Annotated in this window: 28 protein-coding genes and 1 pseudogene; 4 read left to right on the plus strand and 25 right to left on the minus strand. The window is 41.4% G+C overall.

What is annotated here, in order from left to right:
- From J5566_RS06140 to J5566_RS06150, 3 genes are all read left to right on the plus strand, one after another.
- On the plus strand, window positions 1-232 hold a 232-nt coding region (locus J5566_RS06140), incomplete at its 5' end, for a hypothetical protein (RefSeq protein ID WP_208562543.1).
- Window positions 232-1,215 (plus strand): adenine-specific methyltransferase EcoRI family protein, encoded by a 984-nt coding sequence (locus J5566_RS06145; protein WP_061852952.1) that lies wholly within the window; start codon window positions 232-234, stop codon window positions 1,213-1,215. The genes J5566_RS06140 and J5566_RS06145, both read left to right, overlap by 1 nt.
- Before the next feature lie 15 nt (window positions 1,216-1,230).
- Window positions 1,231-2,469 carry a GmrSD restriction endonuclease domain-containing protein gene (locus J5566_RS06150; protein WP_074485112.1) on the plus strand — a complete coding sequence of 413 codons (1,239 nt, stop codon included), beginning with the start codon at window positions 1,231-1,233 and terminating at the stop codon, window positions 2,467-2,469.
- 46 nt (window positions 2,470-2,515) lie between these two features.
- Here J5566_RS06150 and J5566_RS06155 read toward each other — a convergent pair whose 3' ends face one another.
- From J5566_RS06155 to J5566_RS06165, 3 genes are all read right to left on the minus strand, one after another.
- A complete protein-coding gene (locus J5566_RS06155; RefSeq protein ID WP_208562544.1) occupies window positions 2,516-3,550 on the minus strand; it encodes a LacI family DNA-binding transcriptional regulator in 1,035 nt (344 codons plus the stop codon).
- 166 nt (window positions 3,551-3,716) lie between these two features.
- Window positions 3,717-4,262: a hypothetical protein gene (locus tag J5566_RS06160; protein ID WP_208562545.1), complete on the minus strand. Its 546-nt coding sequence runs from the start codon at window positions 4,260-4,262 to the stop codon at window positions 3,717-3,719.
- Window positions 4,263-4,377: 115 nt separating this feature from the next.
- Window positions 4,378-4,719, minus strand: coding sequence for a DUF2500 domain-containing protein (locus J5566_RS06165; protein ID WP_208562546.1), 342 nt, complete (start codon window positions 4,717-4,719; stop codon window positions 4,378-4,380).
- Between the two features lie 144 nt (window positions 4,720-4,863).
- Here J5566_RS06165 and J5566_RS06170 point away from each other — a divergent pair, with 144 nt between their 5' ends.
- Window positions 4,864-5,661, plus strand: coding sequence for a peptidylprolyl isomerase (locus J5566_RS06170; RefSeq protein WP_208562547.1), 798 nt, complete (start codon window positions 4,864-4,866; stop codon window positions 5,659-5,661).
- A 30-nt stretch (window positions 5,662-5,691) separates the two neighbouring features.
- Here the strand turns inward: J5566_RS06170 and J5566_RS06175 are convergent, their stop codons facing one another.
- The 22 genes and pseudogenes from J5566_RS06175 to J5566_RS06280 form a co-directional block, all read right to left on the minus strand.
- Window positions 5,692-6,381, minus strand: a complete 690-nt coding sequence (locus J5566_RS06175) for a 5'-methylthioadenosine/adenosylhomocysteine nucleosidase (protein WP_208562548.1) — start codon at window positions 6,379-6,381, stop codon at window positions 5,692-5,694.
- Between the two features lie 11 nt (window positions 6,382-6,392).
- Entirely contained in the window at window positions 6,393-6,716 is a 324-nt protein-coding gene (macP, locus tag J5566_RS06180; protein WP_208562549.1) for a cell wall synthase accessory phosphoprotein MacP, read from the minus strand.
- Between the two features lie 10 nt (window positions 6,717-6,726).
- The gene (locus J5566_RS06185; protein WP_208562550.1) at window positions 6,727-7,272 is read right to left on the minus strand and encodes an NUDIX hydrolase; all 546 of its coding nucleotides are present in this window, start codon (window positions 7,270-7,272) and stop codon (window positions 6,727-6,729) included.
- Between the two features lie 8 nt (window positions 7,273-7,280).
- Window positions 7,281-8,660 carry a bifunctional UDP-N-acetylglucosamine diphosphorylase/glucosamine-1-phosphate N-acetyltransferase GlmU gene (gene glmU, locus J5566_RS06190; protein ID WP_208562551.1) on the minus strand — a complete coding sequence of 460 codons (1,380 nt, stop codon included), beginning with the start codon at window positions 8,658-8,660 and terminating at the stop codon, window positions 7,281-7,283.
- A 169-nt stretch (window positions 8,661-8,829) separates the two neighbouring features.
- Window positions 8,830-9,144 (minus strand): hypothetical protein, encoded by a 315-nt coding sequence (locus tag J5566_RS06195; protein ID WP_208562552.1) that lies wholly within the window; start codon window positions 9,142-9,144, stop codon window positions 8,830-8,832.
- Between the two features lie 67 nt (window positions 9,145-9,211).
- Window positions 9,212-9,683, minus strand: a pseudogene (locus J5566_RS06200) (ASCH domain-containing protein).
- Window positions 9,680-10,231 carry a GNAT family N-acetyltransferase gene (locus J5566_RS06205; RefSeq protein ID WP_208562553.1) on the minus strand — a complete coding sequence of 184 codons (552 nt, stop codon included), beginning with the start codon at window positions 10,229-10,231 and terminating at the stop codon, window positions 9,680-9,682. The pseudogene J5566_RS06200 and the gene J5566_RS06205 overlap by 4 nt, the downstream one beginning before the upstream one ends.
- 11 nt (window positions 10,232-10,242) lie before the next feature.
- A complete protein-coding gene (locus J5566_RS06210) occupies window positions 10,243-10,941 on the minus strand; it encodes a 3-oxoacyl-ACP reductase (protein WP_208562554.1) in 699 nt (232 codons plus the stop codon).
- Entirely contained in the window at window positions 10,934-11,170 is a 237-nt protein-coding gene (locus J5566_RS06215) for a DUF2829 domain-containing protein (protein WP_004194840.1), read from the minus strand. Before J5566_RS06215 ends, J5566_RS06210 begins: the two co-directional genes overlap by 8 nt.
- A gap of 12 nt (window positions 11,171-11,182) precedes the next feature.
- Window positions 11,183-14,248: a type I restriction endonuclease subunit R gene (locus tag J5566_RS06220; RefSeq protein WP_208562555.1), complete on the minus strand. Its 3,066-nt coding sequence runs from the start codon at window positions 14,246-14,248 to the stop codon at window positions 11,183-11,185.
- 143 nt (window positions 14,249-14,391) lie between these two features.
- The gene (locus J5566_RS06225; RefSeq protein ID WP_208562556.1) at window positions 14,392-15,483 is read right to left on the minus strand and encodes a HigA family addiction module antitoxin; all 1,092 of its coding nucleotides are present in this window, start codon (window positions 15,481-15,483) and stop codon (window positions 14,392-14,394) included.
- A complete protein-coding gene (locus J5566_RS06230; protein ID WP_208562557.1) occupies window positions 15,473-15,811 on the minus strand; it encodes a type II toxin-antitoxin system RelE/ParE family toxin in 339 nt (112 codons plus the stop codon). Before J5566_RS06230 ends, J5566_RS06225 begins: the two co-directional genes overlap by 11 nt.
- Window positions 15,812-15,951: 140 nt before the next feature.
- The gene (locus J5566_RS06235) at window positions 15,952-16,548 is read right to left on the minus strand and encodes a restriction endonuclease subunit S (protein ID WP_208562660.1); all 597 of its coding nucleotides are present in this window, start codon (window positions 16,546-16,548) and stop codon (window positions 15,952-15,954) included.
- Between the two features lie 49 nt (window positions 16,549-16,597).
- Entirely contained in the window at window positions 16,598-17,764 is a 1,167-nt protein-coding gene (locus J5566_RS06240) for a restriction endonuclease subunit S (RefSeq protein WP_208562558.1), read from the minus strand.
- Window positions 17,765-17,905: 141 nt separating this feature from the next.
- On the minus strand, window positions 17,906-18,913 hold the full coding sequence (locus tag J5566_RS06245; protein ID WP_208562559.1) for a virulence RhuM family protein: 1,008 nt from the start codon (window positions 18,911-18,913) through the stop codon (window positions 17,906-17,908).
- A complete protein-coding gene (locus J5566_RS06250; RefSeq protein WP_208562560.1) occupies window positions 18,903-20,465 on the minus strand; it encodes a type I restriction-modification system subunit M in 1,563 nt (520 codons plus the stop codon). The genes J5566_RS06245 and J5566_RS06250 overlap by 11 nt, the downstream gene beginning before the upstream one ends.
- 77 nt (window positions 20,466-20,542) lie before the next feature.
- A complete protein-coding gene (locus tag J5566_RS06255; RefSeq protein ID WP_244228965.1) occupies window positions 20,543-21,367 on the minus strand; it encodes a hypothetical protein in 825 nt (274 codons plus the stop codon).
- Window position 21,368: 1 nt separating this feature from the next.
- Window positions 21,369-22,163, minus strand: a complete 795-nt coding sequence (locus tag J5566_RS06260) for a hypothetical protein (protein WP_208562561.1) — start codon at window positions 22,161-22,163, stop codon at window positions 21,369-21,371.
- Between the two features lies 1 nt (window position 22,164).
- The gene (locus J5566_RS06265; RefSeq protein ID WP_208562562.1) at window positions 22,165-22,482 is read right to left on the minus strand and encodes a PadR family transcriptional regulator; all 318 of its coding nucleotides are present in this window, start codon (window positions 22,480-22,482) and stop codon (window positions 22,165-22,167) included.
- The gene (locus J5566_RS06270; protein WP_208562563.1) at window positions 22,479-22,643 is read right to left on the minus strand and encodes a hypothetical protein; all 165 of its coding nucleotides are present in this window, start codon (window positions 22,641-22,643) and stop codon (window positions 22,479-22,481) included. The genes J5566_RS06265 and J5566_RS06270 overlap by 4 nt, the downstream gene beginning before the upstream one ends.
- A gap of 186 nt (window positions 22,644-22,829) precedes the next feature.
- Window positions 22,830-24,830 carry an FtsX-like permease family protein gene (locus J5566_RS06275; RefSeq protein ID WP_208562564.1) on the minus strand — a complete coding sequence of 667 codons (2,001 nt, stop codon included), beginning with the start codon at window positions 24,828-24,830 and terminating at the stop codon, window positions 22,830-22,832.
- A gap of 1 nt (window position 24,831) precedes the next feature.
- Window positions 24,832-25,590, minus strand: coding sequence for an ABC transporter ATP-binding protein (locus tag J5566_RS06280; RefSeq protein ID WP_208562565.1), 759 nt, complete (start codon window positions 25,588-25,590; stop codon window positions 24,832-24,834).
- Window positions 25,591-25,679 lie beyond the last annotated feature (89 nt).

Here is a 25,679-nt window from a genome sequence, read left to right on the forward strand (position 1 = left end):
CAGCTCACAGCTCACAGCTCACAGCTCACAGCTCACAGCTCACAGCTCACAGCTCACAGCTCACAGCTCACAGCTCACAGCTCACAGCTCACAGCTCACAGCTCACAGCTCACAGCTCACAGCTCACGCTGATTATGTAATCGGACGTGTTTTTTGTCAAGCTCTAAAACAGGCTTTTTCACATTTTTGTGAGGAAGCCTTTTATGCTCCCTACGAAAGTGGGGTGGCATAATGGCTGGCTCACTCCACAACGCTAAAAAAGCCAAAAACGATGAGTTTTATACTCGTTATAAAGATATTGCTGAGGAAATGGGGCATTATAGAGAACACTTTAGAGATAAGGTTATCTACTGTAATTGTGATGACCCAACACAATCAAATTTTTGGCGTTATTTTCATAACAATTTTGCTAGTTTGGGTATTAAAAAACTGATAGCAACACATTTTCAAGAAGATAGCGAACCTTCGTATGCTCTGATTTATGAAGGTGGTGATGACTTCAATATGGAAGCTGGAAATATTGAAACTATTTATGGAGATGATGAGTATACCGCTGGAGATTTCCGGAGCGAGGACAGTATAAACTATCTGAAAGAAGCTGATATTGTTGTGACTAATCCTCCGTTCAGTTTGTTTAGAGAATATATTTCTCAATTAATGGAACATCAAAAAAAATTTATCGTTATCGGAAACAAAAACTCTGTAACATATAAGGAAATTTTTCCACTTATTCAGAATAACCAAATTTGGATTGGTGCTAGAAGTATGAATTCAGACTTTTGGTTGTACGTTCCAGAGGGAGCTGATTATGAAAAATTGGATGAAGATGGAAAAAAAGTAAAGCATATAATGGGTTGTTGGTTTACTAACTTAGATTTACAAAAACGACATGATGGTTTATGGCATGTAGGTGATGTATTTGACCAAACAAAAGCTCATAAATATTACGAAGGGTTTGAGAGTAAATACCCTAAATACGATAACTACGATGCAATAAATGTAGATAATGTTAAAGACATTCCAATTGATTATGATGGTGTAATGGGAGTACCAATAACTTTTATCAATTATTTCAATCCAACTGAATTCGAGATTATTAAATTCAGAAAAGGAGATGACGATAAAGATTTAACAATAGATGGGAAACCTCCATATTTCAGAATTTTAGTTAGAAATCTAAATCCAATTAGTCGTGATGAAGATAAGGGATATTGATAAAAGGAGAATAAAATGAAAGTAAGAAGATTAAGAGATATACTTGATAGGCCATTCACTATCAGAGATTTAGCTAGTGGGTATACCAATAATGATGATGGTGCTACTACTGACGCTGTAAAAGGATATAATGGTAACTTGAATATTCGTCCTTCTTATCAGAGAAATAGCGTATATAACGAAGATAAGAGACAAGCTGTAATTCAAACCGTTTTAGATGAGTGTCCTTTAGGTATTATGTACTGGGTTGATTTAGGAAACGGACAATATGAAGTTCTCGATGGTCAACAACGTATTTTAGCTATTTGTAATTATGTTATGGGGAATTACTCTGTAAAATCAAGTAAATTTCCATCCAGTGCTCCACAACAAGATTTCCCAAATCTTCAGATGAACCTAACTGACTTAGCAGAACAAATTCTTGATTATGAGTTAGACATATATGTTTGTGAAGGAACTGCTTCCGAAAAAATGAAATGGTTTCATGTTATCAATACAGCAGGCGAACCATTAAATGAGCAAGAATTAAGAAACTCTGCTTATACAGGAACTTGGCTTTCTGATGCTAAACAAAGATTTTCAACAAAGACTGGACGTGGCGTTGTACTTGCTGACGAGAATCCGAATAACGATAAAGCAGAACCACTATTAAATGGTAATTGGAATAGACAAGAGTATCTACAAACTGCTATTAAATGGGCTTCACAAAATGATAATGACGATAGTACAAATACAATCGAAGATTATATGTTGAAGCATCAAGGAGATGCAGATGCTTCTGAATTATGGCAAAATTTTTCTGCCATAATTGAATGGGTTCGTGGAAAGTTTATAAGCTATCAAAACAGTTTGAAAGGGATGGATTGGGGAACAATCTACAAAGAGTATCAATTAGGACAGTTAGACAACAATATCATCAAAAATAGTGCTTCTGTCATTAACGAAAAAATTGCAGAGTTGGTAAATGATGATGAAGTCACAACTAAAATGAAAGGGATTTATCAGTACATCATTTACGGAGATTCCAAATATCTCCAACTTAGAGCTTTTGATGATAAAACCATCAAGCAAAAATATGAAGAACAGAGCCATCACTGCGTTTATTGTGTGGATGAAGGAAACAACAGAGAGTATGCTCTTAAAGAACTAGCAGGCGACCATATTACACCGTGGTCTTTAGGTGGAAAAACTGTCCCTGAAAATTGCCAACTATTATGTAAAAAGCACAACTCTTCAAAAGGGAACAACTATTAAAATTGAAAAGGCGACTTCCAAAACGGAAATCGCCTTTTTGATATTCTCATAAATACAATATGTTGTTGGTGGTGTAAACTGGTATATAGTTCCCAAAATTTTTTGTCGTTTTTCCTTCAACATAGGAAATCGGCAAGGTGATTTGTTGTGGCTGCCCTTTTTTATCAATGATTTTAATCAAACAAGCCACTGCTTCTTGAGCCATTCTTTCTAACGGCTGACGAATGGTCGATAGGAACATCGGACGATTTCGTGCGATTTGGATACCATCATAGCCAATGACCTGGACATCTTCTGGAATTCGTTTACCCAGTTTCTCCAAAACTTCTACCGTTTCCAAGGCTACAAAATCATTGATGGTGAAAATGGCGTCAACCTGTGGATTTTTAAGCAAAAAGGCTTCAACTTGCCCGACAAAATCATCATAGGGTTCTTCCAAATCGAGAACATGGCAAGGATAGCCAGCTTCTAAAATCCGCTTTTCAAAATACAATCGACGCTTCTTGGTTTCATTGATGGTTTTATTGTGCCCACCGATAAAGGCAAAATGGCTGCCACCTTTTGCTATCAAGGTATCCGCTGCCAGCTCCGCACCAGCTTGGTTGTCCGAGCAGACACATGGAATAGCCTTGTTTTCATAGGTGCGATCGATGCTGACAAAGGGGATATTGGACGATAGATAATCGTCAATCGGGCTATAAGTGATGGCGATAATGCCGTCCACCTTATTTTGTTGCAGCATAGTCAGATAATCCAGTTCCCTTTTTGGACCAGAAATATTGCAAAGGAGCAACTTGTAATTTTTCTTACTCAGTTCCACTTCAACATGATAAGCAAATTCTCCAAAAAAAGGATGCCAAACTGACGGAATAATCAAGGCGATGGTTTCGGTTTTGTTCTTCTTCATGCCACGGGCATAGACATCTGGGATGTAATTTAATTCCTTAATAGCAGCATTGACTTTTTCAAGCGTGCTTTCCTTAATACCTGGCTCCTTGTTGATAACCCTCGAAACAGTCCCAACGCTAACGCCGGCAAACCGCGCAACATCTTTCATAGTAATTGATTTTTGTTCTTCCACAAACGGCTCCTTTCCTAAATGCTTTTTGAAACGTTTCAATATTTGATGCTAGGATATCATTGACAGCGTTTTCTGTCAAGAAAAAATGACCTATTCGAAAATAAAAACACCCAAAAGCTAGAATGTTTCTAACTTTTGGGTACCGTTCAAAAATCTTTTCTATTTTTTATTTGTACATCTTCTTCATTGGATGTTTTGCAAGTACTTCTGGGTGATTATCCAGAGCTGCTCTGCCTTTTTCCGTCAAGGCATAACCTCGGACGGTAAAGTAAGGAGCCAGTTTTTCTTCCGTCAAGTTGTCCTTGAGAGCAGTGTCTAGATCAGCAGCCTTCATCTTAGACAGGCCTGTCACTCCTTCTGCTTTGAGGATATTCTTCTTGGCAGTTGAGGTGATATGATCCAGCGAATCAAAGGCTGATTCTACATAGGCATAACCGTCTGCGATCAACTGCTCCATGTGAGCAGGACCATTGATACCATACATGTACTCAAAGTATTTGGAGTAGGGCGTCGTCGTTTCAAAAGAACCCAGGCTAATCCGCCACAATAAAATAATATCACCTGGCAAAATGCCTTCTTCCAGACGAACCATATTACGTTTGGGCACTGGCTTGGCTTCTAAGAGCCAGGTCGCTAGGTCGCGTTCTGGGGAGATATAGGGCTTGACCTCGTGGTCCTTATACATTTCTTCAATACGTTTTTCAATAGACATTTTTCAAACTTCTCCTATGTAGCTCAGCCTGACGGGTTCAACTGTTTCATCTAATTGGGCTGATAAACTCCTGCTATTATACACTATTTTGTGGATTTCAGACAGAAAAGAAACCCTAGCTCCGATTAAAACCTAGGAATCGGGTCCCCTGAAAATGTAGGGTTCCCCTGTCGCCCTCAGCCAAGAGGGCAAATTCATCCGAGCGAACACGAAACTCTTGCCGTTTACCCTCCCATTCGAAAGTCACGTAATAATTTGTTCGTGCCATCTCATTTCCAAAAACATGGGCCCGTTTGGCAACCAACCTAGCCCTACAAGTCTCTTTGGGAGCCTGGTTATTCCGCAACCATTCAGAGACATTTTTGACAATCTGAAAACAAACGGTTCCTAGTATGAGTGTAGCAAGAGCGTAGAAAAACAACATAAACAAGCCTGAGCTATGGACCAAATCTTGCATTTTAGGTTCCTCCCTTTTTGATAATAGTATATCAAATTTTGCACAAAAATCTATACTCATCCAGACTTTCAGCAGAAAATTGAAAATTCTACTGAATCATGGTAAAATGAGGTAGTTTTTACGTTTTCTAGAGAGGATTTTCCGATGAAAAAGCATATGATTCTTGCCTTGGCATCCGCAATTTTTTTAACAGCTTGCACATCAACTGCCAATCAAACAACTTCAACTGATTCTAGCAGCTCAACTGCTTCTAGCACAAGCACAGATACCAGCGCTTCTGCCCAATATGCAAAAGACCTGGCTTATGCAATCAACAATCCAAATGCTGTTTTCCCACAGCTGTCCACAGACATCGCTGAAAATGAGGCTGCTGTTAGGCTAAAAACCTCTCAGGGGGATATTACCATCAAACTCTTTCCTGAGCAAGCCCCATTGGCTGTGGAAAACTTTTTAAGCCATGCCAAAGAAGGTTACTATGATGGAATTATTTTCCACCGAGTCATCGAAGGATTTATGATTCAAACAGGAGACCCTCAGGGCGACGGTACAGGCGGAGAGTCTATCTGGGCTGGTAAAGATGACAGCATCGACGCTGGAAGTGGCTTTAAAAATGAAATCTCCGCCTTCCTCTACAATATCCGGGGCGCACTTGCCATGGCTAATGCAGGAGCAGATACCAATGGCAGCCAGTTCTTCATCAACCAAAACACAACTGATGCCTCTAGCCAATTATCTACAAGTAAGTACCCTGGCAAGATTATCGAAGCCTACAAGAATGGCGGTAATCCAAGCCTAGATGGTGGCTATACTGTTTTTGGTCAGGTAATTGAAGGCATGGATGTTGTTGATCAGATTGCTGCGGTAGAAACCGACGACAATGACAAACCAACCTCTGAAGTAACCATTCAAAGCATTGAAATCATCAAAGATTATACCTTTTAAAAAATGAAAACCCGGCCATACGGCTGGGTTTTATGCTTGTTCTAAAAATGCCATCAAGGTCTGGGCAGAACGTTCGCCTGCTTGGATGATAAATTCATCAAAAGTGATATTGGCATCGCCTTGGGCAGTATCACTCATGGCCCGAATGACCAAGAAGGGCTTGCCTGCATTAACAGCCGCTTGGGCAATAGCCGCTCCTTCCATCTCAACTGCTAAGACGTCTGGAAAGTGAGAACGGATAGCTGCAATCTTGTCCTGACCTGCGATAAAACTATCCCCAGTCGCAATCAAGCCGAGATGACTAACCTGTTCTTGTTCTTTCAATACAGCTGCTAATTTTTCTAGCAAGGTGTTGTCTGCAGGGAAATACAAGTCTTGACCTGACATTTGACCATGTGGGTAACCAAAGGCAGTCAAATCGACATCATGGTAAACCAATCGATCCGCTACTACCACATCCCCAATGGCAATACCTTCCGCAACAGCACCTGCAGATCCCGTATTGACAATGACATCCACTTCAAATTTCTCAGCCAATATCGCTACTGACATGGCAGACATAACCTTACCAACACCTGATTGGACTAAAACAACTTCATGTTGACCCAATCGACCTTGGAAATAAGTCCGCCCTAAGACTTCCACTTCCTGGCTATCCACCAAGTTATCGACCAAAATGGCCAATTCCTGTGGCATGGCTGCAATAATTCCAAATTTCATTTCCTTCTCCTTTATAGATAGAAAATAGCAATGATTAAGAGGACCAAGAGCAAGACGACCACAAGTAGTATCCGATTGACCTTGCTTCGGAATTCCTCCCGCTTGACAGTTTCGATCCGGCGGCTCTTGACGATGGAGGCGTCAACTGGGATCCGAACGGTTTCCCCTTCCTTATAGCCCTGGTAATCCTCCTCTTCCCAATCAAAACCGATTTCTTCCTCAAAGTTAGAAAGGTCTTGGCTTGGTTCAACGTATCCAAAGCCCCTTTTTTCTGTTACTGGTCCGCTTCTCTTTGCGCGCTCAATGATATCATCTGTTAACAAGGGCTTGCCCATTGCCAATTTCCTACTTTCTCATTAATTGTAAATATTGAACCGCCATAATGGTCTTGGCATCACAAATATCTCCATTTGCAATTAACTCTAAGGCTTCTTCCAAACTCACATAAGACAGTTCGATAACCTCATCTTCATCCATTGGTCGTGGGTTTTCAACTTTTACCAAATTGTCGGCTAGGTAGAGTCGGATGCGCTCATTACAAAAACCGATAGCAGAGTAGAAATCTGCCAACAAGGTCAGCTTGTCACTAGTAAAACCTGTCTCTTCTTCCAATTCACGTAAGGCAGCATCTTCCAGCCTATCTTCTTCTCCCAACTCCAATTTACCTGCTGGAATTTCATAGATAGCGCGCTCGATAGCCTTACGGTATTGTTTGACCAAAATCATCTTATCTTCTGGAGTAACTGCTAAGACGCAGACCGCCCCCTTGTGGAAAATCAGTTCGCGCTTGCCAGTCCCACCATTTGGTAAAGCCACATCATCGACGACGACATCAAAGATATGACCTTTGAAAATCTCAGTACGGTTAATGGTTTTTTCTTCAAAATTCATGGTAGCACCTATTTTTGACTAGGATGGAAAGGAAAACGATTGGCATATCCTTCCTTGTTTTCCTGACGACCTCGACCGATTCCAATGGCATCCTTGGGAATGTCTTTGGTAATAGCAGAGCCGGCAGCAAGCAGGGCATTGTCACCGATTGTCACTGGAGCGATGATGGTTGAGTTTGAACCGATAAAGGCATTGTCGCCTACAGTGGTCTTAAATTTATTCTTACCATCGTAATTGACCGTAATTGTTCCAGCACCAACATTGACATTGCTGCCGATTGTCGCATTGCCTAAATAAGTCAAGTGACCTGATTTGGTTCCCTCACCTAGCGTAGAAGCCTTAACTTCAACAAAGTTTCCAACGTGAACATCCTTTTTCAGAAGGCTATCTGGACGGATATGGGCAAAAGGACCCACTGTCACACCCTCTTCAATAACCGATTCTTCGATGTCAGAATTGCTAATGACCACATTTGCTGCGATTTTGGAATCACGTACTCGAGTTCCGTTTGTCAAGACAGTTCGCTCACCGATGACTGTTTGACCTTTCAAGACAACATTGGCTTCAATGACAGCTTCTGCACCGATTTCCACATCGATGTCAATATAAGTCGCTTCTGGATTAACAAAAGTTACTCCGTTAATCATGTGCCTTTCAGTGATTCGCTTACGCATGACAGCTTCTGCAGTCGCAAGGGCGATACGGTCATTGACACCCAGACTTTCATCAAAGTCTTTGAGGACATAGGCACCGACTTTTTCACCAGCCTGACGGAAAATCGAAATAACATCCGTCAAATAGTACTCACCTTGGGCATTGTCCGTATTGATATCTTTAAGAGCTTCAAACAGACGCTTATTATCAAAGAGATAGGTTCCTGTGTTGATTTCCTTGACCTGTTTTTCGAAATCGTTGGCATCTTTTTGTTCCACAATCTTCAAGACTTCGCCGTCTGCGTTGCGGATAATGCGACCATAGCCAAAAGGATTGTCAGCCTGGGCAGTCAAAATTGTCGCAACGTTTTTATGGCTGATATGGAAATTGATCAAGTTCTTCAAGCTTTCGCCTGTAATCAGTGGTGTATCACCAGCAATGACCAGGGTATGCCCCTCTAGGCCAGCCAAAGCTGGCTCAGCCATCATAACGGCGTGCCCTGTTCCCAGCTGTTCAGATTGGAGGGCAAATTCCGATTGTCCTTCTAGGACTGCCTGCACCAATTCTGCCTTGTGCCCGACAATGGTTACCGTCTTGGCAGGCTCCATGGCATCCACTGCACGTTTAACATGCTCCAACATGGTAATTCCTGCCACCTTGTGCAAGACCTTTGGCAAGTCCGACTTCATGCGGGTTCCCTTGCCCGCAGCTAAAATAATGGCGTAGTTTGACATAATCATTCTCGTTTCTTTGCTTATTCTCTCCATTATAGCAAATTTTATGTTTTTTGGAAAATGGCAGAGTTCCAACTATCTGGAAGACAGTTGGAAGTTGGAAATAGGGTGAATTAGTTCGCTTCAGTCATAACAGACTATTTAGAAATAAAAAAGGAGCCTGAGCTCCTTAGATCGTTAAATGAATGCCTCGCAGGCCGTCTTCTCTGGTTTGTTCTGTCAGGGATTTCAATTCTTCCCAAACAGGGCGTTCTTGGTCTGTAAAGCGTAGATTGGTTCCTGGTAAGCTAGCATTGGAAATGGTCTGCACAAAGCCTGACAAACTAGTTGCCAAGGCCACACCGTCCTTACTGGCCACATCTTCCTTGGCAACAAGCAGAGCTGACTGCAATTTCTCCGTCAGGGCTTTGCCGATTGTTTCCTCTTTCCCAGCCAGAATGGGAGAAAGCCGGTCCAACAAATCAATAACACGCTGTTTATCCATAGGATCCTCCTTGTTTTTGTTTTTTATGTTATTATATCAAAAAAACAAAAACAAACATGAAAAAAACTTACATTTTAGGGTAAACCAATTCAAATTCTTCACAGACAACCAGCATATCTTCTGAGAAGGACAGGCCTGCTTCTGCCAGCCAAATAGTGAAAAGCTCTTCATGGACCTGTCGCCAGTAGATCAGACTTTTCGCTTTTATGTCAGATAAGTCACCTCCCTGACGGAACTCGCCCTCCTTATAGGCATGTTCCGCTGTCACTTGGGAAAATGGCGTCACATAGACCCTGGTGGTCTGGATAATGCAAACAGCTTGCCCCTGACCATCCAGAATAATGTCATAGCCACCAGCTGTTGGGATTTCTTCTCTCTACTGTGTAGAGGACATGGGCAGAGCTGGTTGAGGTTTTGATGCCTTTAGCCACCAAGTCAGCCAGTCGATCAGCTTCCGCCCCAAAGGCCCAGGCCTCTGGCTCAGGACCTGCTTGGGGATTGATGGCAAGAAATTCTTTCCAGAGTTGTGTTGGAGTCATAATTCTTCCTTTCTAGCCTGCCATTCCTCCTTGGTCAATAAACTCACTCGTTCTGTACGAACTTCATCGATGAGTGGGAAATGCACATCTTCCAAGAGGTATTGGTAAACAAAACCCAGCTTTTCTTGGACACGAAGAGACTTGGTATTGCCAGCAAAAGAACGACACCAGATTTTTTCTAAAACCAACTGGTTAAAGCCGTAGTTCAGTATAGCTTGACAAGCTTCTGGCACCAGACCCTGGCCCCAAAATCCCTGTCCAAGCCAGTAACCTAGCTCAGCTTCTGAGTCAGGCAAATCAAGACCACCTTGTTTACCAAGCATGAGCCCGATACTGCCAATCACCTGTCCTGTTTCTTTGAGAACAAGGGCGTAGGTTTCGGGTTGGCTAAGGACTGTCTTGATAATTTCTCGACTTTCTTCCACGCTCTGATGAACAGGCCAACCCGCTGCAGGACCAACTTCATGATGACTGGCCTGAGAAAATAAGTCAGCTGCGTCTGTTTCACTCCAAGGGCGGAGCAAGAGACGATTGGTTTCAAGAATCATAATATTCCCCCCTACTTCAAACTCCAGCCGCCGTCGATGGTGATAATCTGGCCTTGCATGGAAGCCAGTTTGCCACTGGCTAGTATAAAGGTCAGCTCTGCTATTTCGCTAGGCTGACTCCAGCGTCCGATAGGTGTCTGGTCTGCCACCCAATCCGCTAGACCACCAGGCTCAAAGTCCTTCTGAGTCATGCCTGTTTTGACGGCACCTGGGGCGATACCGAAGACCTGGACCTTGTCCTTGGCATAGTCCAGTGCCAGCTGCTTGGTAAAACCTGCCAAAGCATGCTTAGAGGCGGTATAGGCTGAACCTCCTCCACCTGCTAGACTGGAGGCAATGGAGCACATATTGATAATGATGCCAGACTGTCTGTCCACCATTTGCTGCAGATAGGGGCGTGTCAGTCTGGTCACCGCAAAAAAATTAACCGCGAAGATGCTAGCTAATTCGTCCTCCGAAATATCGAGGTGGGGACGGTAGTCGTCTAGAATGCCTGCGGTGTTACAGAGGACATCAACTGTCTGGCACCATGAAAAGACGGGTGATAAATCGCCTGTCAGGTCCAGCTGTAGAAAGTGGAAATCGCCTGCCAAATCAGGCTTGCTAGCCAGATCAATCCCGAAGACACGCCAGCCATTTTCCAAAAACATCCCTGCCTGCGCTAGTCCGATACCGCTGGAAACGCCGGTGATGAGGGCTGTCTTAGTCATGGACTTCTACCCAGTCGGTCGCAAGGACGTCGCAAGGGGTCGGGCTCCACATGGAGAAGCCTTCACCCTCGCCGGTCACGTTGATGAGGAAGTAGGGCGTCGCCTCCAGCTTTTGCCCGTGGACCTCAATGGTGTCAAAGAGCTGGACGTAGTTCTCCGCTCCGCCCCAGCCTGTGCGAACGTACTTTTTCTTAGCCTTCAAACCTGGTAAAATCTCTTCAAATGTCATGGTTTAGTTCCTTTAGATTCCTGTAAATGTTTCGACCAATTCTTGTAACTGGTGTAAAATTTCTTGTTTCTTTTTCTCACGCGCACCTTGCCGTCTTGAAGTTGGTGGCATAAGCGCATTTAAATCTGTTCCAGCAGTTGATGCAAAACCTCGCAAAATAGCTGCTTCAATAAATAGTTTATAATCGCCTTGCAATTGTTGTGTTTGTGCGAATAATTCAATCTGTTCCTGTTTTGACTTTCTAGCATAATGATAAAAAGCTTCTAATATAGTCTGATTATCTTTTAACTCATCTAGATTACTATCACGAATGAAATCCATAACAAGTCTTTCTTTTGCACGCATATCAATAGTTGAACGAATCACACGTGATACTTGGTTTTGAAGCTGTTCTTTTGTAATATCTTCATTTGCTTTTTCAGAAATTAAGGCGATGATATAGTCGAGGTTGATCTCATCTGATTTTAACAACTCAATCTCAAATTCTAAATCGGACAGATCAATCTCAGGTTGGTGACCATCACGTCCCCCTGAGTGATAGGATTCCTCACGAATATCGACATACTTACTACGATAATCTTGCATAAGTCCCTGTGAAATCAACCTTTCTTCATCTGTAAACTCATCAAAATTTCGTAATACATTATCGAGTTTCAGTAATTCACCAAATAAACCAACAAATTCTTTTTTCTCAGATTCCAGATAAATTTCAGTCGGATCCGGAAACTTTGTCAACATTTCTTGACAAACTTCTTTATACCCACGAACTATAACACCTGTTTCCTCATCCTCAAAACCTTCCATATACTCCTGATAGGATTTCTCCAGCGTAATATAGATATTGTTATCCTCACCGAATAACTTTAAAGCATCAATTGTGGCTTTTTCCAAATCCCGGAAGCAAATAATATTTCCAAACGGCTTGTCCTTTGACAAAATACGATTGGTCCGTGAATAAGCCTGAATCAGACCATGGTAGCGTAAATTTTTATCTACAAACAAGGTATTCATTGTAGGGGCATCAAAACCTGTCAAAAACATTCCAACAACAATCAGAAGATCAATTTCCTTATTCTTGGTTCGTTGAGACAAGTCTTTATAATAGTTCTGAAAGGATTGACTTTCTGTTGAGAATGAAGTACTAAAAGACTTATTATAATCAGCAATCACCCTATCTAGAAATTCTTTCGCGGACGATTCCATCGCTGAGGGATTGAAATCTTCATCATAAATATCACCATAGGCAGCTTGCTCCTCATTTGCAGCGAAGCTGTATATCATCCCAATTTTCAAACGACATTCCTCTGGAATGCTTGCCTGCTGATTATGTAACTCTTCGTAGTACATCTTAGCAGCATATACATTTTGTACAGCCAACATCGCATTGTAACCTCGCATGCGTTGCTTTCTTAACGTATCTCCATCAACATTTTTTATCTTAACAATATGGCTAATCTCACGATGAGTTTTAACCGGATAGACGGATAGGATATGTTCAACTACCTTAGAAATGCGTTCAGGAGCCAACAGGGCTTTTTTCTCAATTTGACGAAGAATGCGGAGATCTTTTTCGTAACCTGCTTGGACCTCTTCCTCACGAAACTTCGGAGCAACGTTGTTATAGTCTACCTTAAACTTTAAAACCTTATTATCACGAATGGCATCTGTAATAATATAGGAATGCAACTGATGCCCAAATATGTCCTGAGTTGTTTGACCAGTGAGAGTATTATCAGCAAAAATCGGTGTTCCTGTAAAACCAAACTGGTAATTGGCTCGGAAACTACTGTTTACTTTCTTCTGGGAATCCCCAAACTGCGAACGATGGCATTCATCATAAATCATGACGCATTGCTTATCATAAATTGGATGATTAGGGTATTTTTTAGTGAAATGATTCAGCTTTTGAATCGTTGTGACAACAATACGACTATCATCTTTCTCAATTGCCTCTTTTAGTTGCTTGGTATCATTGCTACCATTAACAGAATCTTTCTGGAATTTTTGATATTCCTTCATGGTTTGATAGTCCAAATCCTTGCGGTCCACCACAAAGAAAACCTTATCAATATACTCCAATTCTGTAGCCAATCGAGCTGTCTTAAAAGACGTCAGAGTCTTACCTGATCCTGTTGTATGCCAGATGTAGCCTCCTCCTTCTACTTTCCCATAGAGCTTGTTTTGATAAGCAAGATGAATACGATTTAAAATGGATTCTGTCGCCGCAATCTGATATGGGCGCATCACTAGGAGAACATCCTCAGCATTAAAAATACAGTACTTGATCAAAATCGATAGAAGCGTTGTCTTATTTAAAAATGTTTGAGCGAAATCCTCTAAATCATGAATAGCATGATTTTTTCTATCTGCCCACTCACAGGTAAACTCAAAATTATTCTTGTTTCGCTCAACAGTATTTGAGAAATAGCGTGTAAATGTCCCATTTGAAATAACAAACAGCTGTATGTATTGAAAAAGAGAATTTTCACTATTGAAACTTTCCTTGGTATAGCGATGAATCTGATGAAAGGCTTGACTGATGGGAACACCTCTCTTTTTCAACTCAATCTGTACCAAAGGCAAACCATTGACCAAAATAGTCACATCATAGCGATTGGTATGACTACCTTTCTGGATCATCTGGTTCATCACTTGCAGTTTATTTCGATGAATATTCTTCTTATCAAGTAGTGAAATATTTTGCACATGACCATCGTCAAAAACAAAGTCATATATATGGTCTTCTTGAATTTTTCTGGTTTTTTCAACCATTCCTTCATTTGGCTTATTGAGGTATTCATTCAAGAAACGTTGCCACTCCGTTGCTGAAAAACTCACACCATTCAAATTTTCCAACTGTAGTTTGAGATTGGCAAGTAATTCTGTAGGACTATGTCCTAAAAAACGTTCATACTGCTGTCCCTGCACCAAATCATCTATTAGGCGTTTCTCCATCTCGCTTTCAGTCTGATAAATATCGCGATTGTAACGTTCGGTTTTTATAAACTCTTCTAAAACTATTCCGTTAGTCAACTCCGCAACAGGTAAGCTGATTTTTGTATAATCTACATTTGGCATCTTCATCCCTCGGTTAAAATAATACTATATACAGTATAGCATAAAATGACAATTTACAGGAGGACTGGCCTGTGTATCGACTCACATATTGAACTCAAGAAAAACGAGGATTTTTCAACCCTCGTGCACTAACCAATTTCTATTTACATCAAATTTGCATTGATTATTATGTTGTAACTAATTTTTAGCTCTTGATACTGACTGTATTCTACAAATCCTTCTTTTTGGAGTCTTCCCAAAATAATACTTGGATGGATACCGATTTCATGAGCAAAACGAATGATGGATGATTTATCAAAAGATTTTTCTGTTACAAACTGTTCATATTCATTCGTAGGAATAAGAAATTCTTGAGCAAATTGATCCGCTTTTTGCTCTTTTTCTTCATAAGCATCCCTATCATCATAATCCGAGTAAAAATCATTATGTAAAATATGACCTAATTCATGGAAAAATGAGAACCAAAAAATATCTGAACGCTTATTTTTATCCGTTAACAACAATAATACACTACCATTTTTAAATCGCTTGGTCGCACCATTCAGATTGGCATTTTTTAATTTTGGAAGTCCGACCAAACAAATACCACATTCCAATAATTTTGAATGTAACATCGGGTAAAATTCTCCACCATCTTTCAAGGTCATCTCTCGTAGTTCTGGTAGTATTTTTACTAATTTTGACTTATTAAACTTTGTGTCAGTTGCATCTTTTGATAATTTTATAGCCAACTCAAGCATAACATTTGAATTTACCACCGAACGCTCATCAAAACCTTTTGTATTTCGATAACTAACAAGCTGATTGAACTGACTCAGATATGTAAGATTTGAAATTTGAAAAAGCTTTCTCAACTCAGCCACTTTTTGTAGTAAGCTATACCTGCCCGGTGGAACAAAGCCGTGTCTTTTGAAATAATCAAAATCAATCAACTTCAAAATCTCTTTTTCATCTTGATTTTGAAGTTCCTCTATTTCAAGAACCTTTGCATCATAGCTCGCTTGAAGATTTAACCAAGTAAGAATTGATACCCCTGTTAATTTAAATAGTTTATTAGCAAGATCCTTACTGACTGAAATTTCACCATTTACCAATTTACTGATTGTTTTTGGGGTTGTCCCTAAACGAATCGCAAACTCTTCTTGGGACATATTTAAGTCTTCTATTATCTCTTCAACATAAGAACCTGGATGGAAAGCGATTAAATCTTTATAGTTTTGAATGTTATGAACCATAATGATTACTTACCTCCTCAATTTGAATTATTCTAATACTCTGGGCATTGGAAAATACGGAATCTTTCTCCTCATCAAAGCAGACGATTAGTCTGTAAGAACCTCTACGTCCGTCAATATCCAAAGCATATTCTCCCTCTCTTTCTCCTTTTAAATCATGAAAATGAAACGTCGGAAATGCGATTACGGAAGCGAGATTATCAGCACTCTCAATAAAATTGACCAATTTGTGCAACTTCTTGGCAACCTTATCTGAAAATTCTCTCTTTGCTATCCTCAAATTTGTACACTGTTTTTCAACTGTTTTATTATTATATTGGATTTGCATTCATTCTCCTTTCACAATCTCTACCAAAATTACCTTTTTGGTAATTTTATTCTACATCATTATTTGCTATATGTAAATCAATATCCTCTCAAATCAAAAAGAATTGCAGTTGAACCACAATTCTTTATTTCTCATCCTATTTATTCGTATTTGTTGGGAAAATTGAGCAAGGTATCTCTAAAATACTCATATTGCTTCTGACGCAATTCAATTTCCTTTGGCAAACCTTGAGAAATCGAATTTGTTAACTCATCGAACTTGTTAAGAATGGCAACGATGCGGGATTGATTCTCAAGTGAAGGTAGGGCGATAATGAATTTCTCCATATCTTGAGCATTGATACGAATAACTTTTGTTCCCGTGACTTTTTTCTCTTTTTGTTCTTGAAAGTGAATGGACTTAAAGAAATAATTCAAAAATCTTGAGTGTTGAGTAGTTTTCACTATATAAGCATCTCCCGAAATCCCAACTTCTTCAATTCCTTCCCAAACGACTGCCTTTCCAACATCTTCGACATTTTCAGAAGTGGTTGCCATGACAATGTCATCCGGCTGAGCTTTCTTTAACTTAGCAAAGACGCTTTGGTCAGTGAAAGAGATTGTCTTCTCCGTCGAAAAGCCATAGCGAGTGTAAATCTGACCGTAATGAATAACGGGGTAGCCCTCTTCTGTAAAATCTTTCTTCTGAAGGCCATTTCCACGAGTAAAGGTGCAAATTGCCCCCAACTCTACCCGTATGGTTCCAAAGACCCACTGTAAGAGGCGAATTAGGTCGGACGGTCCCCGCTCACTGTCCACTGTCCACTGTCCACTGTCCAGGATACACGCCTTCGGCGGTGAATGTCAAGAGTTTTTCTCTAAAATATTCATACTGTTTTTGACGCAGTTCAATCTCCTTGGGCAGTCCAATCTTTAGGTCATTGCAGACCGTATCGAAGTTATCCAAGACTTGGACGATACGGGATTGAACCGTTTTCGTAGGCAATGGTATTTTATATTTCTCAGTATCATTACTTGAAATTTGTGGCATCTGCATATTACCAGCAATATGCTGGAAATGTGATTTGTTATGATTTAGATAATGATAAACATACCGTAAATTTACATCATCGCTGTCAGAACTATATGACCAAAATTCATTTTTAAAACTAAATGGTTTTGTATAGTATTCAAAGTCAATAATTCCACGGGATTTAACGATGATTGCCTCTTCGTGATGAACATCTTTCTCAGGAATATCACCATAATCCACATCAGCGAAGGTCTTTCCACCTGCAAAAATCCGAATAGGAGCGCCATCCTTATGTAACTCTTTCATTTGTCCAGCAGTAACTTTTGTTCCACGTCCCTTGATTAATATCTCCCCCAGCGTTTTCCACTCAACTTGATAAACCTCGTCCTCAAAGGATAGGAGTTTATCCCGATAAAAAGAATATTGCTTCTGGCGGTCGGTCAATTCTGCGGTCAATTCTGTAACATATTCAGTGAATTTGTCAAGTATTTGCACAATTTCTTGCTGAATTTCTAGGGGTGGGATAGGGATTGAAAATGATTTAAGCGTCGAGAGTACGATATAAGACATCGCCGCCTTCTTAGTATTTCGCTCTAAATGCGCCTTTAGCTGATATTTGACATAATGGAATAGATATCTCACATTGATACTATTAGTAAAATTGGTCAACACATAAGTTCTCTGATAAGCTTCAAATTTTCCTGAATAATATTTTACATCTCCTACATTAGCGTTTCCAGCTATCAAGAGTGCTTCAGCATCCCACCTAAAAGAGTTAATCCAGCTGATCTCCCTTGCCGTTGTAAAAAAAGGGTATACTCCATTTTCTACAGCGGCATTAGCATTCAATTTTCCTGTTTCAATTTCACATACCTCCCCCAACTCTTTCCATTCAACTCCATTTGGACAGCAATCTTGTAGCATCTTTTTGATATAGTTCATACTAGCATCCTTTCATACGCCCACTTTGTCGTTGCAAGGAGGCAAAGTTATGAATTTGCCTTATTTCCCACCTCAAACAGTCACTCCCTTGACTGTTTGAGCCATTAGGGCAGAGTTCAGCTATCATTTCTTCTATTTTGGTCATTTTTTCTCTCCCTCTTGAGCTGTTTTTTCTAGGTGTTTGATGTGGGCTAGGTAGTCTTTTTCAACTTGACTGAGGGTCTTGGCTTTATATTTTCGGTACTCTTGACTGACTTTTTCTGTCATCTGCTCGCGGGATATTGTTCCTGCATGGGTCAGGAGGTCCTCACCCGTTGCCAGTAGAATCCGATCCACGTGCTGGATCCAATCTGCCATGGTCATGACAATCTGACGTTGAGCCTGCCTCTCGGCAAAGTCCAAATACCCCGATACCAACTGATTGAGACCTTGTAACTCTTGCTCGGTCAGATAATTTTTGGCAACCGTAGCCTCCGACAAAGTTGGCAATTCACCCTTGAAGGTCGTCAAGCCCATAAATTCCTTCTCACTATCTACTCTAGTGTAAATCAGTTCGCTTGCGGTATGGTGATGAATAGCGTAATGCAACTTATTCTGCACCGTTGCAAAAAATTGCTGGGCTTCACTACTTCTTGCATTATAGTCACTTGAGGTCGCAAACAAATCTAAAATCTGACGATAAAACACTTTTTCGCTTGAACGAATATCTCGAATACGGTCAAGGAGTTCCTTGAAATAAGACCCGCCGCCCAAATTTTTCAAACGGTCGTCGTCCATAGCAAAGCCTTTGATCAAGTACTCTTTTAAAACCGTTGAAGCGTAGTTCCGAAATTGTACCCCACGTGGTGACCGCACCCGATAGCCGATAGCCAGTATCATATCCAGATTGTAGTAAGCAGTCTTTCGGCTCTGGGTTTTTCCTGCCATTGCCCCGTGTTGAGTGGTTGTCAACTGATAGTTGACAACCACTTTTTCATCAAGTTCCCCATCCTCAAAAATAGCCTTAATATGCTTGCTGATATTCTGCTTGGAAGTCTGAAAAAGTTCTGCTAACTCCAACTGGGTCAACCAGACTGTCCCATTGTCCAGATGAAGTTCGATTGATGCCTTGCCGTCATCTGCTGTGTAAAGGATAATATCATTGGTCATGACTCAACTCCTCCACAATCTTGTCAATCTCAGCACGCAGACGGTCAATATTTTTCATAGTTTCAGCGATATCTTTGTTCAACTGAATGATGTCAATCTTCTCACGCGTATCTTCCTTTTCTACATAGGTCGAAACAGACAGGTTATAATCATTTGCAACTATACTAGCATTATCAATTAACATCGACTGGTATGCGACATCTTCTTTCTTCGTAAACAACTCTAAAATTGTGTCAATATTCTCCGGAGATAGAACATTATTGTTAGTTTCTTTCTTGAAAAAGGCTGTTGCATCAATGAAAAGCGTCTTAGCTTCTGCCTTATTTTTTGCCAAAACTAATATATAGGTTGCAATAGATGTTCCAAAGAAGAGATTGTCTGGTAAGGCAATAACAGCCTCAACGAAGTTATTATCAACAAGATACTGACGGATTGTTTTCTCAGCACCTCCTCGATAAAAAATCCCTGGAAAACAAACAATGGCTGCTCGTCCTTTGTTAGATAAGTGATTTAAACTGTGCATAATAAAGGCAAAATCTGCCTTAGACTTAGGAGCCAGTTTTCCAGCAGGGGAAAATCGCTCGTCATTAATCAGCGTCGGATCTGCATCACCAATCCACTTGATAGAGTACGGTGGGTTAGATACAATCGCATCAAAGGGTTTTTCATCCAAATGTTTTGGGTCTAATAAGGTATCTCCTCTCTGAATATTAAACTTGTTATAGTTGATATTGTGTAGAAACATATTCATCCTAGCAAGGTTGTAGTTGGTCATATTGATTTCTTGTCCATAGAATCCCTCTTCCAAAACATGTTCTTCATATTGCTTTTTCATTTGTAAAAGCAAGGAACCTGAACCACAGGTAGGATCGTAGACCTTATTAATTTTGTCCTTTCCAACCATTACTAGATGAGCCAGAAGTTTGGATACCGTTTGCGGTGTAAAAAATTCTCCCCCACTTTTACCTGCATTGGAAGCATAATTGGAGATAAGATACTCATAGGCATCTCCAAAAGCATCAATTTCATTGTCTTGGAAATTTGCAAAATCAATTTCTGAAATACCTAGCAAAATATCTGCCAGACGTTTATTTTTTTCAGCTACGGTTCCACCTAGACGATTGGAACGGGTATCCACATCATCAAACAAGCCCTTAATATCATTTTCAGATTCGTGCCCCATAGCAGATTTTTCAATTTGTTCAAAAATAGTCGCAAGATCTGTATTCAAATTTTCATTGGTTCTTGCCTTAGCTACAACATTGACAAATAGTTGGGAGGGCAAAATAAAGAATCCTTTTTCTTCAACAGTCCCCTGCCTAAAATCCTCTTCTGCTTCTTCATCAGTCAGTAAAGCATAAGAAAATTCCTTATCCCCAGCCGCATGCTCTGCCTGATCAAAATAATCCGCAATATTTTCTGAAATGAAGCGATAAAACAAAATGCCAAGTATATACTGTTTAAAGTCCCAGCCGTCCACAGCTCCTCGGACATCGTCAGCAATAGCCCAAATTTTCTGGTGTAATTCTTTTCGTTGTTGTTGTTCGTTCACAATACATTCTCCTAATTATGCTCCTTTCATTATACCAAAAAAATCAGACTACTCTAAAGCATAGTCTGATCCTGTTTCTAAGTCACATTCTCCTTTTTCAATAGGAAAAATGTGCCAATCAGTGTTGAGAAAAGAGCAAGAAGCATAAAGAGCAGAGGCAACCAGCCTGTCCAATCCCGCGGTCCGTAGCCAAACTGACTGGCCAGCAGTTGACTAAAGCCGCTGAAAACCGTTAGCACATAGGCTGGAATCAAGGTATCTACAATTGCTGATTTACTGCGATAGTAGAAGAGACCAGCTGCGATTCCTAAGATTATCAAGAGACTGGCCCACAAGGGCAGGGGAACTCCTTCATAAAACTGACGGCTAATCCAAAAACGCAAGACAATCAGCCCTACAAAGCTAAGCCCCCACGTCCCCATCAGCAGATAGGACTTGATTTTTGACCGTTCATAGACTAGGTTCTTTAGGATGAAAAATGCAGAGCTGGGCAGAATAAGGGCAAGGAGCAAATCGCACAGCAAGCCCCGCCATTCTAGGACCATTTCACCAGTCACTCCAAACAAACCTAAGAAAAACCAGCTAATATAGACCAAGGAAATCAATCCTGTTAACCGCAAACCATAGTACCAGCGAATGGGCGGTAGGTCAGAAAAGAGTTCATCCGCTATCTGCTTACTGTCCTTGCCTAAAAAATCCTCTGCTGACTGACCATCTGCTTGGGCATCTAAGACATCTTGGTAGATAGAAAGCAAGAGTTCAGTCGCTCTTTCCTCTTGCTCATGAAAAGCGGATGCCAACATCAAGTAAGCATGGAGCTTGCGCATATAGGCCTTGTTTTCCTTGGTCAACCTCCCCTGTAAGCTGCTAATTGCATTCAAATTTTTCTGTTGCTTGCTCATCTTACTTCTCCTTTCTCACCAATAAAACCGCAGTTCCAATCCAAAAGGCCATGGCTGGCAGAATGAGCAACACCAGATTGAGCCAAACTGGAACGGTCATGACCATATTCACCACACCGCCAGCAATCATGAACAGATAACTAGGCATAAAGACATAGCGGACCAACTTTTCCTTTTGGAAAAATAGCAGAGCTAAACCGAGAACGGTAAGTGGCACTGCAAGCCCCCAACCAGTCAAGACCAGGTCAGGTTCCTTGGGTATTGCCCAAAGACGAAGTCCACAAATCAGGAGAAAAAGAAGGGGAATGCAGAGAAAGCTTGCCCAAACCTTGATTTTGCTGGTCTGGTAAATCAGACCGCGAATGATGAGGAAAATCCCTGCTGGCAGGAGGTAGCTGAGAGCCATGTCACACACCAATCCCAGCCAGTTGAGCGAAATGGTGCCTGTCCCTGCAAAATCCATCAGCCATTGGCTGCCGAGGTAGATGATCAGCATGAGGCCACTCAGGTTTGCGACTTCCATGAAACCAATCGGAGGGAGGTAGCTGAGTAGGTCGTCTGCCATTTGCTTGCTGTCTTTGCCCAGAAAATCCTCCGCCGAAAACCCGTCTTTTTGGGCTTCAAGTACGTCTTGGTAGATGGATAAGAGCTGGGCAGTCACTGCTTCTTCCTGCCTGTGAAAAACAGAGGCAATCATCATGTAGCCATTGATACGACCCATGTATTCCTTATTTTCCTTGGTCAGCTGGCTTTCAATCACTTCAATCTGCTTGCGGTATTCCATCTGCTTGCTCATCTTACTCTCCCTTCACTTTCTCCACTTTTTCGACGAGTTCTCCCCATTGGACCCAGAAATCGTTTAAGTAGCTCAGCCCTTGGTCCGTCAAATAAAAATACTTCCTGTCTGGTCCGTCTGGTGAGGGCTTGTTTTGGCTGAAAATTAAGCTATTTTTTTCTAACTTCTGAAGGAGGGGATAGACTGTCCCTCCGACCATGTTTTCAAAGCCCTGTTTTCTCAACTCCTGAACCAGCTCATAACCATAAATCTCCTTCTGACTGATAATTTGTAAAACACAGCCATCCAGGACCCCCTTGAGCATTTGGGTTTCTTTCATAAGTCCTCCTCATCATCTGTAAAAAATCCAAACAGTAAGCCTGATCCTAACAGGATACCTAAGATCAAAATAGAACCCAAAGTCCAGCCAGTTATAATAGCCGTCACAAGCGTGATGCCTGCCACTTCCCAATTTTCCCGACTTTTCTTATCCAACTTCATACTGATTCCCTACCTAGTTTGTAATACATACTAGTCTGATAAAAATAAAAGCGATTTTCTTTATCTTCTATCACTAGTTTGTTTTACCTATTAGTTTTGTATCTATAGTCTAACACAAGGTGGCTAGTATGTAAAGCAAAATAGTGAAAACTATTCAAAAAATAAAAAACTTGGGTTGCCCCAAGTTTAGGAAATAATCTGTTTGTAAGACCGTGTCGTGATGGCATAGACCACTAGGTAGAGGAGGAGATAGCCACCACAGATGCCTGCAGTCACCTGCAACATAAGCCCTGCATTGACCACACCGATAGACAACAAGATAGACGAGAGCATCTTGTAGGCAAATGCAAGATGGACAAAGGCAAGTAGGATAGGCAGGAAGAAAACTGTCAGCAATTGCTTGCGGATGGACTGTCTGGTCTGGTCCTCATCCAGACCAACCTTGGTCATAATGACGAAGCGATCTCTGTCTTCATAGCCTTCTGAAATCTGTTTGAAGTAAATCACCAGCACCACTGCCATCAAAAAGATGAGTGATAGCAAGAGGCCGATGAAGAAGAGAGAGCCCGCAAAACTGAAGTAATTCCGTGTCGCATAGGCACGGTAGGCGAGACTAACCGTGTTAGTACCATCTGGCAAAATATTGGAAGTCCACAGTTCGCTTTCAAAAGTACCGGATAAGAAAATCTCCTGGCTACTTACCTGTTCTTCTTCTGATAGACTGCTTTCAAAGCCCATATAATAGCGATTTTCAGCTTGATTTTCAAATATCGTCAAATCTTGAACCACAACGACCAAGTACTGACTGACATTGAAAGACATATGGTCAGGCAGATGGCCTAAGGTCACATTCTTGGGCAAGACTTGGGCAACTTCCATCTCCTTTTCATCAAAGGTGAGGGTTTGACCAGCTTGATACTGGACTCCCTTACTATAAATGGCTACTTGGTCAGATGCCAACTGGAGTTTTTCTCCCGTCATCTTTTCATAGCTGGCTTGATCAAGGAAAAAACCAACGCCCAGGTCAGAGAAATCTACGCTAGCTACATCTTCAACCGTAAAAAATCTTACGTGCTGGTTTGTCACCTCAGTAAAAGAGGCTTGCTGGTAAGGATAGACCACCTTACTTTCAACAGGAATCCCCTTCTCTTCTAAGATAGCATCCGCCCACTCCTCCACTTGTGATTTTGAAGTGGTTGGCTGCATACCTACATCAATCGAAAAGTCATTTGGATTTTGATTGGCGATATAATCTTTGCCACCGATGTAAATATTGAGGCCTCCAACCATGGTCACCAAGAACATGCTAGAGAGGATAGTAATGGTCGCAAGGCCCAGAGCATTTTTCCGCATACGGAAAATCAAGTTAGACACAGAAATAAAATTCTCTGGCTTGTAGTAATAGATCTGACGCTGTTTTAACCAGTTTAAGAGACTGATGACTCCTGATTGGAAAAGCAAATAAGTCCCAAAGATAACCAGAAGCGTCGCTCCGAAGAAACTTGGAATAGCTGTCAGCGGACTGGTCACTAGTTGGGCAATGGCGTAGCCTGCCCCCAATAGGATAAGGGCTAAGAAGGTTTGTAGCCAGAGGAAGCCTGTTTTCTTGTCCCCTCGCTTCTTGCCCTGAACCAGTTTGAGTGAGTCGGTCAAGCCCAGTTTTCCAATATTAAAGAGGCTGACCAAGGCAAAAATCCCAAAGAGATAGATGACTACAGTTACCAGACTCTTCAACTGAAAGGTTGACGCCAGAACTACAGGCATCTGCATGGCCTTCAGCAAGAGGGCATAGAAGAGTTTGTCCAGAGCCAGACCCAAGAGTAAGCCTGACAGAATAGTGCTGGCTGAAAAGACCAGATTTTCCAAAAACGTCATCAAGAGAAGGTGTTTTTTTTCCAAGCCTAGAACGCTATAAACTCCAAACTCTTTTGACCGCTGCTTCATAACAAAACTATTGGCATAGAAGACCATGATGGCAACGGCCAACATGACCACAATCATACCAAAGCCCAGCACTTGAATCACCCCATTGGCCCCCTTGACCTGACCTAAATCAGGATGAAAGGCAAGCGAGGCAAAAATATAGGCAATGGCTGTGGACAAGATGGTCATCAGGGCATAGGGAAAATAGAGCCTGCGGTTCTTTTTGAGATTGGTTAAGCCCAATCGAAAGGTTAGTCCAAACATACTACTCACCTCGATTCGCCATGACTGTCAAGGTATCTGAAATCAATTGGTACATTTCCTGACTAGTACGCTCACCACGGTAGATTTGATTGTAGAGGATACCGTCCTTGATAAAGAGGACCCGTTTGGCGCGACTGGCTGCCGCTGTCGAGTGGGTTACCATCAAAATGGTTTGCCCCTCTTGGTTGATTTTTTCAAAGATATCGAGAAGAGTTGCCGTTGATTTGGAATCTAGTGCCCCTGTCGGCTCATCTGCCAAAAGAATTTCAGGTCGTGTGATAATGGCACGCGCCACCGCTACCCGTTGCTGCTGACCACCCGAAATCTCGTAGGGCATTTTGTCTTGCAAGGTCGCAATTCCCAGACTGTTGAGGGTTTGAATCAAACGCTTGTTCATCTGGTCAAGCGGAAAACGGGATAGAACCAGAGGCAAAAGCACATTATCCTTGACAGAGAGGGTATCCAAGAGGTTAAAATCCTGGAAGACAAAGCCCAATTTCTCCCGACGAAAGGCAGCGGATTCCTTGCTCTTAATCGTTTCTGTATTGACACCATTGAGCAGGACATGGCCACGGGTCGGCTTGTCCAGGGTTGCAAGAATATTGAGCAAGGTGGATTTTCCAGACCCGGATTCCCCCATGATGGCGACATATTCACCCTTTTCAACTGTAAAATGAATGTCTTTCAAAGCTTCAACCTGACTGGCTTGAAAGCGAGTTTGGTAAATTTTTTGAACGTGTTGTACATCAAGTAGTGTCATTGTTTCTCCTCCTTTTCTAGCCTTATTCTACCAAGTCTCAGAACGTCTATCCATCGATTTAGCTTTCATTTGGGTGACATTTTTGTAAG

This window comes from Streptococcus suis (assembly GCF_017601095.1).
GTDB classification, from domain to species: Bacteria; Bacillota; Bacilli; order Lactobacillales; family Streptococcaceae; genus Streptococcus; species Streptococcus suis_Z.